Source organism: Saprospiraceae bacterium, from assembly GCA_016715965.1.
Lineage (GTDB): Bacteria > Bacteroidota > Bacteroidia > Chitinophagales > Saprospiraceae > Vicinibacter.
Window position 1 is genome coordinate 204,600 of sequence record JADJXG010000001.1, and the last position, 19,636, is coordinate 224,235.

General features: G+C 40.9%; 4 protein-coding genes. 1 reads left to right on the top strand and 3 read right to left on the bottom strand.

What is annotated here, in order from left to right:
• Positions 1 to 133 precede the first annotated feature (133 nt).
• From IPM48_00755 to IPM48_00765, 3 genes are all read right to left on the bottom strand, one after another.
• Positions 134 to 12,871, bottom strand: coding sequence for a DUF11 domain-containing protein (locus tag IPM48_00755; protein ID MBK9270101.1), 12,738 nt, complete (start codon positions 12,869 to 12,871; stop codon positions 134 to 136).
• A gap of 290 nt (positions 12,872 to 13,161) precedes the next feature.
• Complete coding sequence (locus IPM48_00760) at positions 13,162 to 17,250, bottom strand: T9SS type A sorting domain-containing protein (GenBank protein MBK9270102.1); 4,089 nt, start codon at positions 17,248 to 17,250, stop codon at positions 13,162 to 13,164.
• Positions 17,251 to 17,506: 256 nt separating this feature from the next.
• Positions 17,507 to 18,118, bottom strand: a complete 612-nt coding sequence (locus tag IPM48_00765; GenBank protein MBK9270103.1) for a uridine kinase — start codon at positions 18,116 to 18,118, stop codon at positions 17,507 to 17,509.
• Between the two features lie 86 nt (positions 18,119 to 18,204).
• On the opposite strand from IPM48_00765, the gene IPM48_00770 reads away from it, so the two are divergent.
• Positions 18,205 to 19,482 (top strand): Na+ dependent nucleoside transporter, encoded by a 1,278-nt coding sequence (locus IPM48_00770; GenBank protein MBK9270104.1) that lies wholly within the window; start codon positions 18,205 to 18,207, stop codon positions 19,480 to 19,482.
• Positions 19,483 to 19,636 lie beyond the last annotated feature (154 nt).

A 19,636-nucleotide genomic window follows, 5' to 3' on the forward strand; every position in this document is an offset into this window, starting at 1 on the left:
CCCAATTCTCTACTTTACGCCTACTCAATACCCTTCAAAAACCAACTAAAAATAAGAACCCCTCGCCTACCAAGCAAGGGGTTCTTAGAAAACGAAACCGATTACTACACACTAAATCTTCAAAAAGGAGACCTTAGTCGATGAGGACCATCCTCCGCATGTAATTGCCCGAATCCGTTTGAATTAGGTAGTAATAGACTCCAGAAGAACCAAACAAGTTTTTGTGGAGCTCGATTTCGTGATAACCAGCATGAAGTCGTAGCTTTCTTTGATGTATTGTTTTGCCATTGATGTCCAATAATTCAAATACAATTGCTTGATCCTTATTGATCTCAAAGGGTATTCTGGTATTCAAATTGAATGGATTCGGAATATTTTGGTACAATCTGACCGCCGCATTGCTGTTAACTGGATTTTCGTTGTCAAATTCTATCATTACATTTTTCCAGCTTCCATCCACTGAATATGCCTCCGCAGACATGGCCTGATAATCGACATACAAAATTTCTGATAAGTACTGTCTCTTCATAGACCGAATGGTAACTTTCATTTTCCATTCGTCTGCCATATTCTCGGTGTTTACCCATGACAAGCGAATAAGGCCTTCATACGGATCGAGTAATGAATAAGACTCTGATTGCAACGCGCTGTTTGCAGGGGTTTCAATTCCAATGATTTGAGCATTTAGATTTGAAACGGCAATTGCGGCTTGCAGACCTTCCAATGATTGCCATTGTTTTAAATCAAGTTCAAAGCTGTATTCTTCCCCGGCAGCCAAAAGCTTATCTTTTGAAGTCAAAGTAATTTTACCCTGAGTTCTAGACTTGGCATCACTGTCAAAATTGCCTTTTAGATTCGAATCATCCACATCTCCAATTTTTACACCCGTAAAATTGAGGGTGTAGTTTTTATCCAATGATTGAATCATATAGGATTCAGGAAATTCTTCCAGTAAAGGATTTTCAATATCATCCCACAAATAATCCGCCAAAACAAAGCGCCATGAAGTATTCTTTGCAAACCGATCTTGTATTCCTAAAATCAATTTTCTGATCTCTGCAATGTCTGACACAGTAACTGATTTTGACTTGTTGACGTCTGCCGCAATGTACTTATACGGATTGTCAAAAGATTTCACTCCGAGAATGTGCTTTTGAATTTGTACCAGGTCAAAAGTACTGACTCCCTCATGATGATTTAAATCATGATGAGGTTGAGTATTGTAACTGCCACCCAAAGGCATATTTCGAAATGCATAATAACCTGTGTTTGCGGTAGCCTGAGTACCATCTATTCCATTGTTCAACTGCACCGAAATGCCCGGAAGTTTTTTATCCTTGCGACTGGACACAATTCCTTGAACGGTGGCATCTCTTAAAGTCATAGGTGGACACAAACTATCGTCGTCAAATACCTGGAGAAGTGTCTCGCAAATGGTCACATTTCCTGCTTCATCTTTGAAATAAACATTGATTGGACCCAGATAATGGAAACCGGTAGGTATCGAATCACAACATGCAATATGGGTCGTATCCATTGGATCGTTTGGATCAAAGTAAACCATAATCATAGCCGTGTCCGTGCAATTGTCATCCAGGAATGCGATAAACTCGCTTGCGCCAAAAGTTACACACAGTGAACTGTCCGTAATATGCTTGATTACTTTACGACAGGTAACTTCGGGTGCAATTGAATCCTTAACCGTGATGGTCACCTGCTTTGTTGCCACATTGCAACAGGGATCTTCCGCAGTAAAAGTTACAACCGTTGTGCCAACAGGATATAATCCAGAGGCATCATCCATTCCATTTCCTCCAAAAGGTGAATCATTGGTCAATACCACAAACTGCGCATCACAACCATCAATCGTCGCCACCAAACTCACAAAATTGTTACAACTGGTATCGTTGGCGTATAATATGGTATCCATAAATGGCACATTAATAATTGGTGCATTCTGGTCATCTCTGATGATCAACTGGGTGAAGCTGAATGTTTGATCAGAGCAGGTGTCGTAAACTTCCCAATATCTCTCTATCTCGCAACCAGCCCTAAATTTACACAGGTTGGAATCCTGGAATGTAATTCTCAACTTATAACAACTAATGCTGGTATCAGAGACAAACGGCACACCTGTACTCGATGTATCAATGGACTCGCACTCATCCACCGTAATCGGTGATGGAGGCCATTGAATTTCAATACTGTCCAAAGGATTGCTGTTTTCAATAACGATAAGCTGAGAACATGTGGCAGTATTGCCAGAAGCATCTGTCGCTGTGAAATATCTTGTGATGGTACCTATACCACAATCATCCTGATTCCTGGAAACAGAATCTTCTACCATGACACCAGGGCAATTGTCACTTACATCCGGTACGCCAAAATCATCCAAATCATCGGTATTTACATCACAACCAATGGTGAGATCCTGAGGGCAAATAATATCAGGAGGTACATTTTCAATTACCGTCACCATGGTAATGCAGGTGGCTGTATTGCCGCATGAATCAGTTGCAGTGAAAGTGACATTGGTCTTACCAACCGGAAATACAGCTGGTGCATTGTTCATAAATGTTACACCAGAATTGCAATCGTTGTTTAAACTTGGATTGCCAAGATTTACCATGGCACCACACTGATCCATACCTGCAGAAACGGTCACATCTGGTGGACAGGTGATGGAAGGTGCATCCTGATTCTTGGTAATGATAAATTGCTTGAAAGAAAATACTTGCGACGCACTACAATCGTTGGTAGCTCGCCAGGTTCTTTCGACGGTCCGACAAGGATTGCCTGGTCTGATGGTATCCACAAAGTTGAATTTCACCAGTCCGCAATAATTCCTTCTCAAGCTTGGTTCGCCAACAATCTTAGGATCAAGCGTCGGAATACAGGTATATGATGTAAAACTATCCTGAGGCCAAATAATATCGGCCGGATTCAAATTGACATCCAAAGTGATTATTTGGACTCCAGTCAACACCGTATCCACCAAAGGTCTGCATCGTACTCCAACAGTCCAGGTTCGCTCTATTGTAAAACAAATTTCTGCATTGACCCGAATGGTATCGTCATCATAACTTATCTGCAATGAATCGCAACCACATTCAATGGTGGGGTAACCATTCAGAGAATCAGGTAACAAAGGCTTGGCACAATCATTCACTGTAATGTTTGGAGGCAGGATAAGTCTCGGGCCATCCGGGAAGAGGACTTTAATGATTTGATTTCTCCTGTAAGTTTGGGCCTGAGCTCCGGTGCGGCACTCATTGTTTACAGTCCAGGTGCGCTGAATGAGCCTACATGTATCATTGTCTTGCTTGATGGTATCGACGTAGGTGATGGTGACATATCCACAGAAATCTTTCAATAATTTTGGCACCTGATTGACTTTTCCTGTATCGTATTTTCCGGAACAATCATCTACCAAGATGGAGTCACTTCCCCACATGATGTCCTGAAGTCTCAAATCAATCGATACAAAAATTCTCTGCGTGCCTGTAAATGTACCTACAACATCAGGAGGACAGTTGTATACTGATCTCCAACGACGATAGATGGTATAACAAACATTCGGAGCTCCACCCTGCGCTATGGAGTCTGTATAGGTATGAACAACATTAGGACATGGGCAGTTAACCCGTGGAAAACCATTCACATCACCCGGTAAAACGGATGCATGGCAATCTGTCAAAGTAACGTCTGGTGGCACATTGTATCTAACCCCGGTGGCATTGATCACAATCAAAATTTGTCTAAAGCTAAAGGTCTGAGAACCGCTTGTGACGCATTTGCTGAATACGGTCCAGATGCGTTCTACAATTCTTTCATTGCCAGTATTTGAAATTTCCCTGTCGGTGTACATCACCATGACATTTCCTTTAAAATCACAAACACGTGGCGTCTCGCCTACATAAATGGTATCGACAGAACCAAGGCAATTGTCAACAATGACAGAATCCTTTGGCCAGGTAATGTCTGATTCTTTCAAACTTGTAGTAACGATAATGCGCTGTACAAATTCGAATTCATTGTCATTTCCAGGACAGTTGAATTTCGCATCCCAAGTTCTTTCTATCACAAAACAAGACCCGACCGGACCAGGAACTATTTTATCACTGTGTGTGATGGTGACATCAGTACAATTGCAATTGCCTAACTCGGGAAATGAACCCAAATCAACCGGTGATGTCCTTTGCTCGCAATCGGAAACCGTCAGATTGTTTGGCTTTCTGAGACAATTACAAAAATCTACTGTGTTGTTATCCTGAACTTCGACAAATGTTTCACAACAGGATTGCTCACCATTCGTTGCTGTTACACATAATTCAACCACCCTAACTCCGATACTATCACAATCATAGCGAATCGATTTAACAGTGGTGTCTCTACCAAAAGAATACGTCAAATCATATCCACACGGATGGTAACTTCCTCTGTCGAGGTCAGTTGCCCATACTTCCACAAATTCTCCATCAATCCTTCCATCTCCATTGAGATCCCATGGAACCAAACCAACGGACACACCTTTTAGGCAATACGCCACTGGTGCTTTCTTATTTACAATGGTAAATTTAGATTCGCATACCGATTTATTGCCGCACAGATCTTCAAATACATAAACGATTCTGTGTTCACCCAAGGGATAAAATCCAGAAGCATTAATAACAGACCCTACACCCACATGATTATGATCAAAAGTACCATTGCTGTACAAATCAATGTGGTATTCCTGGCGCAATAAATCAGCGGGTGTACAGTCATCTCCGCCCTCAATGGTTAAGATGACATCGGCGCCAAGACAATTGGTATCTCTGATTTCGAAAATTTTATCCTCGCAGTCTCCGGTAAAGTATGGAGCTTCAGTATTGTGAATTTTAATGATTTGTTCATGATCGTAAATAATTGGATTTCCAGCACGATCATAAAACCTGCACCAATTGGTCACCTTCCATCTTCTTAAAACTTTGTAACAGGCGTCGTTGCCGTTTATAATTCTAAAAACGTGGTCTTCATAACTTATTCCGGTCAAATCACATATATCTTCATTCAAAATCGGATATCCCAACCCATGCGGTAAAGTGCCGGGATCTAAAATATCCTGTGCACAAGAAGTCGTATCAAAATCCTTTGGCCAAATAATATCGGCTTCTTCAAATGGATCATCATTGACAATATAAATTCTCTGAACGCAAACATCTTGGCCAAACTGATTTCCTGCAATAAAAATGCGGTCTATATAACCTTCTCTGCATTGATCAATATGGAAACTGTCAATCTCTGTAAAGGTCACATCACAATTGTCAGAAACGGTTGCCGTACCAAACTGCGACAAATCATTCCTGTCGAAGTGATCGTGACAACTTATTGTAATGTCATGAGGACAATATATGTGCGGAATGGTTTTATCCTGCACTTCTACCTGAACCATACAGGTATTTGAATTGCCGTGATAATCTGTTGCCACAAATAAAACTGTAACCAGATTTCCAATATCAGCGCAGCAGAATCTGACAGAATCACGAAGCTGAGTATCCTTAAACTGACAAGGACCTCCTTCGTCCATTCTTCTTACTTTCAAAGAATGAATCAGACAATTGTCATAAGATCCGTCATCAAATACATGGGCTGGAATATCTGCCATTCCAAATCTATCCAAGCTAATGGCAGTTTCCCGATCACATATCGCAGTAGGTGGTGTATGATCCACCACATTCACTCTAAATTCGCAGCTATCCACATTGTGGCACAAATCATACGCTCTGAACTTTAGTATATGATTGCCATAAGGTAAGTTAATGTATCGGGCTGTAAAATCTTTGATAAAACCTCCGGGATAAACCAAATCAATACTGATCTCATTCGAACAATTGTCACTCACTTTTGGCATTGGAATCCAAACGGAGGATTCACAATGGTAACTTCCAGTAATGGCCTCTATGTCATACGGACATTCTAGAACCGGTGCTTCATCATCCACAATTTCGATCAACTGAGAATAAACTACCTGCTCAAAAGTGGTGCAGTACCAGATCACAAATCTCCATACGCGTAAAAATTTCTTTGTACATTTCTTTCCGGTTGGAATATCGAAATCTTCGTAGACTGCCGAATAGTCGCAATACTTGTGATCCAGATTGGGCCAAATGGGAGCACCGAGATAATAAGGATACCCCGTAATTTCAGGAGTTGGTTTCCCTGTAGAGTCCGTTGGAAATTTGTTGCACAGCAATGGATTACCCTTAAGCACAGTCAAGGAATCCGGGAAAATAATGGAGTCTAAAATGATGCGCTTTAAAAAGTATTGCGCGGTACAAATTTTAGACAGGTTACCGCTGGCATCTTTTGCCTGATAGTATCTTGTCACAATTCTTGAGTACAATGGATTGCATTGAGTATTCTCTATTTTCTCATCCAAAAGAATTTTGGTGGGATTGGGATCGCAATAATCATAAGTCAGCGGACCCAAATGAGATTTCATCCTGGTGCAATCAATGGTATCGTTGAGACAAATAATTTCAGGTCTCCATTTATCCTCCACTGTTACTGTCGCCCAACACGAATTGCCATTGCAGACATTGATAAGTTTTGCGGTAAGCACTTTTCCAACGTGACTATAATTGACTGTGGCATTTGGTACCAAGGATCCATCTTTGTTGATCACCATGACACTATATGAATTATAATCATAAGGTCCACCCACCAGCAACATCTGAGGAGTCACTTTGGCTTCGCAATTAAATCCCAATGATACCTGAATATCGCCAAGACAGGAAACAGAACCACCAACAGATCCAATCGTAACCCCCAGATCCAATGGTCTCAGGCACAAATCAGGGTGATACTCTTTTATACTTAAAGTATGGGTGGAATTAATAGCCCCATTCCAGCTAACTGCAACGGCGTGGGAATTGGTACCAGAAGTGATCACGCCACCCGAAGATAAAGTCCATTGATAGGTGCTTCCCTGACGGAAATCCACACTATAACGGACATTGGAACCAGAACAAACATTGGTTTGTGCCTCTCTTAAAATCGGTGAATCGTAATTGCAGCGAACATTTCCAAGACTGACTTTATCGCCAAATTGATTTTCTAAAATAATGTCAAACCCCACTCCGTCTATGTGATAACCCTGCATGGTAAACACCGTGATTGGGCCGTTTACGGACAACTCATCTAAAATGAATCCTCCGATACCCGTAACAAAAGGTGTTGGTGCAGCCGGCGGTGCCGGACTGGAATTGTGGTACAATCCATTGACCTCTCTGATAAACCAAATTTCTCCCGTCCTTGATTCCAAAGTTAGAATGGTTGAAAATTGTCCATTCCCCGGTGTCGTAGCGTTGTTGAGACAAATGCAATCTTCATTCAGAATTTCCAATAAATAAACTCCGGAAATATCTGCATCATCTTCTATGCCCAGGACTTCACCAGTTTCAGGATTTGTTCCGCCTACTTTTTGGATAAATGCCATGTAATCCTCAAGACCATCATTCTCCGGATCGTCATCTGCAGTAGAATCATCATCATCCAACACAAATGGATTGGTAGCAGAATAAATTTCAGCGCGATTGATAATTGGTCCCGGGGCATGGTCATCATCCACTTTTAAACGGATGGCAGCTTGGACACTTTCCCCAAACTTTAAGCCACCTTGAGGAAGTCTTCCATTTTTCTCGCTAAACGTATAGTAAAATTTACGCGGGTGTGGATTCGCGGCAGAAGGTAACCAATCCTGAGTACTTACCAATGTTGTGGCTTCTGGAATAAAATCCACAACTACTAGTTCAGATGCAATCGTACTTCCTTCATTGGTAACTGTGATAACCCACTCTATTTCTTCACCTCTCTGAACAACACGTGCATTTACACTTTTTGAAAGAGTAAGGTCAAAGTTGTTTGGATTTGTATCTGTTCCATCATGATCATCTTCATCCACGTCACCATGATTTGTCAAGTCAGGATTTTCCTGAAATAGATCATTGTCAGATACATTATCCGGCGTAGAATCATAATCAAGGAGTGGACGTCCTGTTGCATCTTCTGCCCAAATGATTTCCGCAAAATTGGGAACCATCACGCCATCACTCCCCAATTTAATGGTCAATGTGATCGGAACAAGGGTATTTTGTCCTGGCAAAATTGGATTCGAAATGGTATAATAAAGCTTACCATCCTGATCCAACGACCAACCCGGATTGACCAATGGATCGAATTCAAAATGTTCATCCAGGTAATCAACGAGTCCGGTCAGCTGAGAGGCTATGTTCCCCTGATTGTACACCCTGATATGAAATGTAACGTCATCTCCATCGCCATACACCAGACTTTTATTTGGAATGGTCTTGCGAAGAGCAAGATCGAATACCGGAATTGGTGCGACATCAATATCATCTTCATCCTGAGCATCGTTGTCCAAAATTTCGTCCGGAGTCGAATCAAAATCAAACGCACTCCAGTCTACTCCATTTGCATTTTCCATTCTGGATATCTCAGCCCAATTTTTTAGGTCATTTAGAGTGGCCGTCCCTAAATCCAACAATACGATTTCAATGGATCTGCTTTGTCCGGGCAAAAGTATGGATGACATCGTATACCTTGCCAAATTTCCCGAAACACTCCAACCGGCAGAAATGGATTCTGGAGAAACAGCAAATCCATTAGGTATGTAATCTGTGATCCGCACATGATTCACCGGAACATTTCCAATATTATTGACAGACATTTCAAATCGAACGGTTCCTTTGTATTTTAGGGAATTTGGGCTGACATTGCTTTTAACCAATGAGACATCCATGATCATTAATCCTTCCGGATCGGAATCATCTTCGTCGTTGATTCCATCTCCATTTAAAATATTGTCGGTAGCAGTCCCAAACACTCCACCCGGATCATTGTCAGCGATTTCATCCGGATTGGAATCGATGTCATATAGAGAAACATCTTTTTGAACAGCATCCCATATTTTCACGATTTCTGCTCTGGCCAGTAAATTATTGGCATTTGCATTGGACTTCACCCTCATTACAATTTCCCTTGTGGCACATTCACCAGGTAAAATATTTTGACTGATGGCATTCACCAATTTGCCAGCTTTTAGCATCCAGCCATTGTTGTCATTTGGACTTATTTCCAATCCTGCCGGTAAATAATACACAAATTCTACCTTGGAAGAAATCATGTTTCCCTGATTGCAAACTCGTATTTGGAAACTGACATCCTGATTCATTTTGACTGGAGTGCTTTGTGTGGTCGTTAATATGAGTGCCATATCCATCACAGGCAATGCTTCACTGTCAGAATCATCTTCATCTCCATCAACATCCTCGATCAAGGATTTCTGTGAACTACTCAGAAAAACAAAATCATCATTCCCACTAATCTGATCGGGTGTACTGTCCCAGTCTTTTAATATGGACTTATTTATATCTTTGAATTCATATATCTCTGCTTCATTGATCAGATCAGCTGGATTGGAAGAAATGACCTTCAATTTAATGGATAGCTCACGTACCTGACCTGCCTCCAATGTAATTGGATCTGTAAAATGAGCCTGGTGGTTGGAATAAATCCAACCCGGGTTTTGATTGGCCACAAACTCCAAACCATTGGGGATAAAATCTACAACGCTGTAAGAACCTACCGGAATCGTCCCTTGATTTTTTATTCTCAATTTGTAAGTGACCATTTGGTTAATTTTGACCGGATCTGCTATCTGAGCAATCTTTACCAAAGCCAGATCAGCCAATTCGGGACCAGATCTATCATGATCATCCTCGTCATTGATTCCATCTCCATCAAAATAATTTTGGGTCGAAGTTCCAATCATTGCTCCGGCGTCGTTGTTTGGGTTTCTATCTGCTTTTGAATCTCTGTCCATCAGATCAATACCATTTTGATCCCTCATTGCTGAAATTTCTGCGGTATTAATCATTGATGCAACGGTCGCGTTGTTTCTAATTCTAAGTGAGATTGGAATACTTTTGGTCTCACCAGGAACGATGCCAGTCTTGTTGAGATACAATGCATGATCAGCTTCTAATTTCCAATTTGGATTCGATGCAACCACAAATTCCAAACCAGATGGTATATAATCTACCAATTCAAATTCAGGAATGGTGGTATTTCCCTGATTTCTCACCATCAAATTGAATTCGATCACATCTCCAGGTTTGTATCCTGAAGCTTGCGGCAATATTTTAACCAGCGCAAGGTCGTGTACATATAATGCCTCTCCATCATGATCATCTTCATCATCCGGATCATTTAGAGCATTGTCCAATGACGTATTCGGCTGGCCACCCAAATCATTTCCATTGATCCGATCAGGAGTGGAATCAAAATCTGAAAGCAACTCGCCTTTCTCATTTCTCATTTCTGATATTTCGGCGAAGTTGACTATTTGACCGATTTGATTCTCATCATTCAGTCTTAATCGTATTGAATGATATTGTACATCGCCTTGTTGAATTGGTGCTGTGTTCCTGAAAGATGCTATTTCCTGATTCAAACTCCAACCAGGATTATCAGAAGCAAGAAAAACCATTCCTGCCGGTATATAATCCACAACTTCGTACTCAGCTACCTCCAATGTGCCTTGATTATGAATCTCAATTTCAAATTCAACCAGATCGCCTTTCTTTAGTGAGCCAAGTGATTTGGTCTTTTTAATCAAAGCAAGATCAAGAATATCTACGATGGGTGGAGTGGTCGATGTATCTGTAGAAGGCATGAGGCCTATGTCCACATTAAAAACATTCTGGCCATTGTTGCCAATCACAATTTTGGCCACCGGCATGCCAATGAATTGCTGACACATTGATTCTGTTCCAAGTATAGCATCATTGTCCCGGACATCCTGAAGTCCTCCCGTTTGTCTATCGGTATGGGTGAGTGACAAGGTATCTTTTCCAACAATCATTGAATTATTGAAAGAAAGATATCTGGTATCATCCAGTACAATATAATACGTATTCCCATATTGCAATGGGTCAGGATTTCCATCCTGATTTAAATCAACATTTGTTTCATCAAATAAATAAGTTCCGGTAGAGGATGTTAAGACGCTGGCCACCCTGATGCAATTGTGATCGTACAATGAAATTCTAATTCCTGCCAATCCCCTTTCATCCGCATCCTGCACGCCATTGGAATTCTTGTCATGCCAAACCAGATTGCCAATTTCAATGGGCACAGCTTCATTCATGATTTCAACATCGCCCAATCCGGATGCTTTTCCAAAAACGCTGGTTGTTGCGTTGTACAACTGGGTGGCACCAAGCAATTTTCCATCGACCGCACTATATCTTTGAAGACCTCCTGCAAAAGATTCGTACAGTGGGTCAAATACAACATTTATTACCTCATCTCTACTGCTCATGGCAGCCAGTGTTCCATTTGAAATCTCCTGATGCAGACTGGGTCCAACAATCCAATAATCTTGACCAAAGAATTCTCCAAAACCAGGTCCTTCAAGATGATTTAGTCCACTTCCGGCCCTTCCGTTTACATAGCCACCTTTTTCGAGAACCCAACCCGAAGGTGATTTCCAGGCCATCAAAATATCTCCTCTTTGGTTTGTAAGCCTTTCCAGGCCTAGACAATACGCATGACCTTTGCGGTCGGAAATTCCAAGGACCATCTCTCCAAATCGGTTAAAATCAAGGTCAGTCAACCAATGAGAAATTCCTTTGAAATCTCTTTGGTCTTTGGGCCAATAAGCTTTAATAAAGTTGCTGTACAAGATTGGAGTGAAAATTCTGGTCACTAAACTGAATTCATAGACTGTAAATGAACAATCACTTTCATTCTGACTGGTTTCTGCGGTACATGTTACTCCGACATAAACAAATCCATTGTAATATTTTATAGCAGAAACTACATAATCCCCTGCATTGCATCCAGGATCTGGGATTTTAATTTCGATTACATTGCCTGCACTGGGGTTTTCCGTTGGAAGCACCACCAATGACTTATTGTACAAATTTGACACAAATAGATAGCGGTCATCATCAGAAATATCCATGTTGCCCAGTCCGACCTTGCCCACCAAATTTCCATAATTGCAATCCACCGCTGACAAACCGTTGACTGATCCTGTTTGAATTCCAAATGAAGCGAGATCAACAAAGGGACTTACTGTATTAGAACTGCGGTCCAAAAGGTAAATACCTCCGGTACCCAAAGGACCAAGGACTGCGCCATATTTGACAAAAGAAGAGGCATATAGTTTTTGAAAAGTTCTATTGTAGGCCAATCCATAAATTGCACCTGTCTGATTTTTTTGCGCTAACTTTTGTGTGGGTGAAATCGAATTAAAGTTCTGCTCCAGACCGACTATGGTTCTGACATCGTGATTGGATTGCAAATCTGCACCACCTACGAAGTTGGTCACCGCAATATTTGGATTTGAAGTCAAATTGTAATCGACGGGTTTGTAAAGTCCAAAATGCGATTCACAGGCCGGGGCTTGTAAAAATCTAACATCTCCAATATGGTGGTCACCTACCCTGGTATGTTCCAGATAATTGGGTTTGTGTATTTCAACAGAATACATTAGGCCGTCTGAAAGCCCAGTAAGGGTGAATGATCCATTCAGATCTGTCAGGGCGCTTGCAGCCAATTGGCCTGAAGCAGAGTATGCACTCAATTGGACAAACGGTATTCCATGATCAAGAGGATCTTTTGATCCATTGTAGTTTTTGTCCATGAAAACCGAACCTGAAATCTGACCTGAGACCGGATTACATTGTCCATGAAGCTGACCCAACGACAGCAATCCGCTCAATGAGACCCATAATAATAAAGGTATTATTGATTTTGGTTCTAAATCAATGCATGTGTGTAAAAAATGACGTTTTCTCATTTTGACGCAAGTTTTGGTATTTAAAGAAATCAATCGCGTGTATCTAAACCAGATACACCGACACCAAAACGCTCTGCGCTAAAGAGAGGCAACTATATTGGGAGCGGACTATCACTAATCCACGGTGCAAACGTATGACAATAATATCATATATTCAAATAAAATATATAAATATTTTTCTATATGTTATTGCCTAAAACAAAAAGACCGGCCTTTGCCGGTCTAAAATTTGTGTAAATAACGGTTTGAAATTATTTCTTTATGTGCTGATTTTCAACACTTTAATTAAATTATTTGAGAACAAATAGTTTTTTAGTCTGAACTCCTGAAGGACCTTCTAATTTGTAGAGGTAGATCCCTTCTGAGAGTATATCTGCTCTTCCTAACTCAATGCTGTTGAGTCCTTTTGAAATGGAAATGGCTTTTCTCAACACCTCTCTGCCCCAGGCGTCCACCAAGCTCAGCGTTCCATTGAAATCGGTTTTTGAATCAACCTGAATCATGGTAAACTCTGAAAATGGATTGGGTATATTCTGAGCCAGCTCGAATCCAGCACCTGTGTTCTGACTGGTTTTTAGATCTATTTGCAACTGACTCACCTGACCTCCCACCAAATAAATTTCATTCGAAATTCCTTTCGTTGATGGCTGATATCCCATAAGGACCTCTGCGTTTAATCCATTCAAATAGAAAAGGACTTCACCTTTTTGAACCGAAACAGGTTTTCTTGCAGCCCATGAAATTCTCAAATTGGAATTATTCTGTTTTAGAATATGCTGTTTGAAATGTTCATCGCTGAGATCAAATTTGGCAGCCAGTACATTGATTTCATCCCCGGTTGGCACGTCCAAATTCAATTGGATACCTTCTACCACCATATTTTCTGCTGCAACGATCGCCATATTATTGCCATCACTGGATTTCTCAGCGTACAATTGGACCGTAGATCTATAACGAGCAGTCACATGATCGTGCAATCCCAGTTTTGCAGAATGGTCCACATCACCCAGTTTTACTCCAACAAAATCCAAAGAGGAAAAAGAACCATTGACTTCGGATGCAAGAATGCTCTCTTTAAAATTCCATGGTGCGTGAACATTGGCAAAGCTTTGAGCGCTTGGGACAAAGATCCAAACCCTGGAGGAGGAATATTCTTCGCTGATACCCAATATTAATTTTCTCACTTCTGTAATATCTCTTGCAGTAATGGAGTTGGATCGGTTAACGTCCGCAGCGATAACTTCATAAGGTGAATCGATAAATTTTTGCCCAAGAATATGCTTTTGTATTTTTATGATATCCTGGGTACTGATCCCTAGTAAGGCTTCATCTTGTTTGTCCACTTTAATATAAGATACCCGATTCACAGGCAGAGGCAAAAAGGCATACGCTCCCTGATCATCTGATTCCGCAGTAAATACCAGTTGGTCATTTTGATCGAACACTTGTAATACTGCTTCAGGTATTGGAGTCTGATTGGCCCTGGTGAGCCTACCACTACCTGATACCAATGTGTTACCACAACTGTTGTTGTTGTCTTGTATCCTCACCTGAGTTTCACAATAATCCTGATTGCCTTCTTCGTCGGTGATATATATTCTGACCGTCCGAACAATAAAGGATTGCCCCTGCAAACTATCGCAGTGATAACTGATCGACGTATGAGAAGTATCGCTGCTAAATGAAATTTTCAAGCGCTCTTTGGGTGTACAATTGTCAGTGCTACCCAAATCGAAATCTTTTGCCCAAATTGATACCTCTCCGGTTGTTGGCATCAGTACAGTGTTGATACCAGCAATACAATAAGGCGTTGGTTTCTTGCAATCTCTCAGAGTAATCAATTGATCACACTGACTCACGTTGCCGCATTGATCCCCTGCAATCCATCTGATCCTGTGAGTACCAACAGGCAATACTCCTGTTGCACGTTTCGAAAGAATTGGAGGTCCAAAACTACCATCGTTGTTTTCGTCCAGCCTATATGACCAGATGATATTTTGTGGATAAGTACAATCATCTTCTCCGTCTGCCGTCAGATCATAATGCGCCAAACACTTTCCGGTATTTGGATCAGCGTATGCGCTTTCATCACAAATATCGATGTCCTGACAACTATAAATATCTGGTGGTATTGTGTTTTGAACCAGGATCACCTGGGTGTATTCCCAAATACCCTTTTGTGTTCTAGCTTCATACTGACACCAATCCAACACCGTCCACTTTCTCAAAATTTTATAACATACGCTGTCCAGTACATCCAACCTTGAATCAGTATAGTTGATGGACAATTGGGCACAACCTACGTTGGTAAATTTAGGAGCGCCTGTTTTATCAGGGTGAGTGTCTGCGGTACGGCAGGAAAATATTTTTACGGTTTCTTCAGGCCATTCGACATCGTCTGCAGAATCCAGGTGATCGTAGGGATTAATGTAAAACGGATCTACATTGATGATCGTAATCACTTGGGTAGCCATCGACATCAAACCCTGTTTGTCCACTGCAATAAATTTTCTCCAGATTTTTCCCTGATTGCAGACCAAGGAATCGGTGACAACTTCAGTGACTGTTACATCACAATTGTCATAAGCGTATCCATCAATTCCGGCAATATAGTTTTTGTCAAAATAGATATCATCCCGGATGATGATTTGCTTGCGATCTGCCTGATTGTATCGAATGACTCCAAAATCTTCCAAATTGGATCTGTCAAATTCACAAGAAATGGTGATGTTGGTCGGTGGAACAATGATCGGTGGCTCTTTTTCCTGAACAACCACTTCCACCATGCATGTATTTTTATTACCATAGGTATCGGTCACTTCCAGGGCCACCATTATAATTTGACCAATATCCTTGCAACAGAATCCAACATATGGACCAAATTCATCTGTACCGTTGTCACAGGTATCATTCATCCGTCTGACCCTAAAGTAATCTATGGCACAATTGTCTATGGAACCGTCATCGAATGTTTCTGCATAGGCTTTGGCCGTTCCATCTGAAGTCAATGTTACCACGGTTCGTTGATCACAAATTGCGATGGGCATTTGATCGTCCACCACACCAATCTCAATGGTGCTGTCAGAGACATTTCCACAATCATCACTTAGTTCATACAAAACCCAAATCCTTCCTTCCGGAGCACCGATCAGATAAAAACACTTTTCGGTGATATTGTAATCAATAAAATCTTTTGTTTTCTCACCTGTATCTCCTGTAAGAGGATCTTCCAGTCGAACAAACACATCGTAGGTCCATTTTCCGCAATCACGGACATTAAAAGGTGGTAATATTTTTCCATACGAACCACAAGTCCAGGGAGCCATACCCACTGTATAATCCTCGGGCAGTTCAAAAGTTGGAGCCTCATCATCAATTACTTTAATCAACTGGGTATATTCATATACTTCCCTTGTACACCAATCAACGATGCTCCATCTGCGCAATATTTTAAAACTCTTGTCGCATACATCAATTCGCAAATCTGTATAGCTTGCCACAAGTGTGTTGCACAATTCACCAAAAGGTGTGCCTGTATAAATAGGTGAAGGATGTCCATTGGGCAATTTTGGAAAGACCTCGTGGCATTTTATGTATGGAAGGTCAAATCCATCATGATGTCTTGGATAAGAAATATCTGAAGTATCCGGTCTTCTCATACAGATTACCTCCGTACATCGGGATTGATTGCCTGATAAGTCTACGGCTACCCATTCTCTAAAAATTTTCCTGAAACAAAGTGAATCACAACCATAGTAGTCCACCTGGTCATTGTAACTTAGCACTACTGCGCCACAAGCATCCCAATTGTACACTTTGAATTTGTATGGAATTCTACGACCACCTGTGGTGTCCCAACCAATGGTGTCGATGTAAACTCCAACAAAATAGGAAGGAATCGGAAATCCAAGATCGTCTGGACCAAATTCATCGTTGCAGCGAATGGTGTCCGGCAAACATTCCAGTACAGGTGCAAGTTTGTCTTCTATAAATACAGCACCCCAACATGAGTTCCTGCTTGGTATGTGCCAGATGGTATAATTAAACAACTTGTTGATGTCTTGAGCACCAAAAATCAAATCCGGTTGTTTTACACCATTCAAATATAAATCAATCGCATAATCCGATGAAAGACCCTGCATGTCTTCCAGAATCGCTTCAGGAGTTAATAATGCATAACAATTCTCATCCAAAGAAATTTGAACAAGATCATTGCAAGCCATAGGGATGAAAGCTTCTGCTTTGATTGAATTTACATTTTTAGATAAAATGGTCCCTGGCTTAAACATAAACACTGTTATGAAGACCAAAGTATATTTTGTAATACTTTTGGCCAAGCTGGACATCTTTTGATTCTGTTGTACGTGTGAGTAATGCATGTGATTCTTTTTGTCTAAGGCCCATGCTGCAAATTATATACCAATTTTTTATAATATAAACCCGCAGACAACAGATTACAATTAAAAACACGACATACATTTATAATAATGTTTGTATTACATATTTTAAAAAATACAAATTATTGAAAAAAAATATTCAAAAAAAAATAAATATGATTCTAAAAACGAATCAAAATTCCCTTTCAAAGGGTTTCAAGAGTCAGCAATGAGCCCTTTTATAGAAAGATGAATTTGCTTAAATCCCTCCTAACTTCACAGATATATACGCCGCCAGAATTTCTACTCCCTGGGTAAAGTGGTCGTTGTTGTTAATGCTGAGATCTACTTTGTCAAGATAGGGTTGTATGTAAAGTTGGTAGGCAGGTGACACATGATTCTCATATCGATAAAGCACATCTTCTAAAGGATAGTTCCTCTCTTCTTGATCTCTCCTGATTCTGCGTATGAGCTTCAACTCATCCCGGGCGTGAATCAAAATACTTAAATCCAGTAAGTTTCTGATTCGTGGTCTATGCAATATAAACAATCCCTCCACGATGAGAATGGGAGCAGGATCAATCTGAATTTCATTCACTGTCGCAAGTTGATTGTTAAAGGTGTACTCTTTCAAACGCACCGCAGAACCTCCAATAAGCTTATGGACATCTTCCACAAATTTATTTTCATCGATGGCTTCAGGAATATCAAAATTGAGAACACCGGAAAGATCTGCTTTCTGTTCGTTACGCGGTTTGTAATAATTGTCCTCAGAAATAATGGCAAGCTGGTTACCAGAGAATTTATTTCGAATCGCTTTGATAAATGCAGTTTTTCCACTGCCGCTTCCACCTGTAATACCAATGACCATATCTATTGTTTTATGGGATCGCAAATCTATTGGCCAAAGTTCTGCAAAATCATATAATTTTCCCATTTAATTCAAAACTCAATTCAATGATCCAGATCTCCAGAGGTCTTTTAGGAATACTTATCTTGTTGGCTGTCTGCTATTTACTTAGTAAGAATCGAAAAAAGATCGATTGGAAAATGGTAGGGACTGGTGTCGTTTTTCAGTTTCTTCTTGCTTTCTGTCTCATCGAAGTGAGTTGGATTCGGAGTTTTTTTGAACTGATTGTTCATTTTTTCTCGATCATGATCGAGAGCAGTCAACAGGCTTCACAGTTTCTGTTTGGTGATTTGGCCAAACCTGGCACACCATACGGTTTCGCATTTCTGGTATTGCCGACCATCATTTTCTTCTCTGCGCTTTCCTCTGTGCTTTATTATTTTGGAATTTTACAAAAAGCAGTTGGAGGTTTTGCCTGGCTGATGCGAAAATCTTTCAAACTTTCGGGAGCAGAAAGTCTTGCAACGGCAGCGAATGTGTTTATTGGACAGACTGAAGCACCCCTGGTGATCAAGCCCTACTTGGAACGAATGACCAAATCAGAAATACTCTGTCTGATGGTGGGTGGGATGGCCACCATTGCAGGAAGTGTTTTTGGTGCCTATATGGCCATGCTCGGTGGCTCGGATGAAGCGAGCAGGATTTATTTTGGGATGCACCTCTTGACGGCATCTATTATTTCAGCCCCGGCTGCTGTTATTTGCGCAAAAATCCTCTACCCCGAAGATCAGAAAGTGGATCAACAGGTGGATATCAAAAGAGCAGATGTGGGTTCCAATTTTTTAGATGCATTGTCCAGGGGCACAACAGATGGATTAAAACTAGCCGTCAACGTCGGAGCGATGTTATTGGCTTTTATGGCTTTTATTTACATGATCAACCTGGCTTTAAATGGAATGGGTGAATATGGATTGAATGATTGGGTGATCCAGTTGACCAATGGACAACACAAGAGTTTTGATTTACAATTTATTCTTGGAATTTTATTTGCTCCTATAGCATGGTTGATCGGTGTCGATGTCCAGTACATTACTTCCATTGGTCAGTTGCTCGGAGAGAAAACCATCTTAAATGAATTTGTGGCTTATTTGTCCCTTGGAGATATGAAATCATCCGGCATTCTGGACGATCGCTCTATCATCATTGCGACTTATGCATTGTGCGGATTTTCAAATTTTGCCAGCATTGGCATTCAAATTGGCGGCATCAGTGCGATAGCCCCAGGTCAGAGAAATGTACTGACTTCCTTTGGATTGTTGGCATTGATTGGCGGGACAATTGCCTGTCTTATGACCGCTTGTATCGCTGGCGCTATGTTTCATTAATTGATCAAAGACGGAAAATCGATTTTAAAATTTGCTTGATCACAGTTCAACCCAACATTCGGGTGATATGCAATTGGGTGTATTTGAGTGGATGTAATTGAATTACTGTGTAGCAGGAAGATCATCCAGCTTGGTGGGAAGTGGCTGAACATGC

Coding starts and splice junctions, on each gene's coding strand:
- IPM48_00755 (MBK9270101.1), bottom strand. CDS start 12,871: ATGAGAAAACGTCATTTTTTACACACATGCATTGATTTAGAACCAAAA.
- IPM48_00760 (MBK9270102.1), bottom strand. CDS start 17,250: ATGCATTACTCACACGTACAACAGAATCAAAAGATGTCCAGCTTGGCC.
- IPM48_00765 (MBK9270103.1), bottom strand. CDS start 18,118: ATGGTCATTGGTATTACAGGTGGAAGCGGCAGTGGAAAAACTGCATTT.
- IPM48_00770 (MBK9270104.1), top strand. CDS start 18,205: ATGATCCAGATCTCCAGAGGTCTTTTAGGAATACTTATCTTGTTGGCT.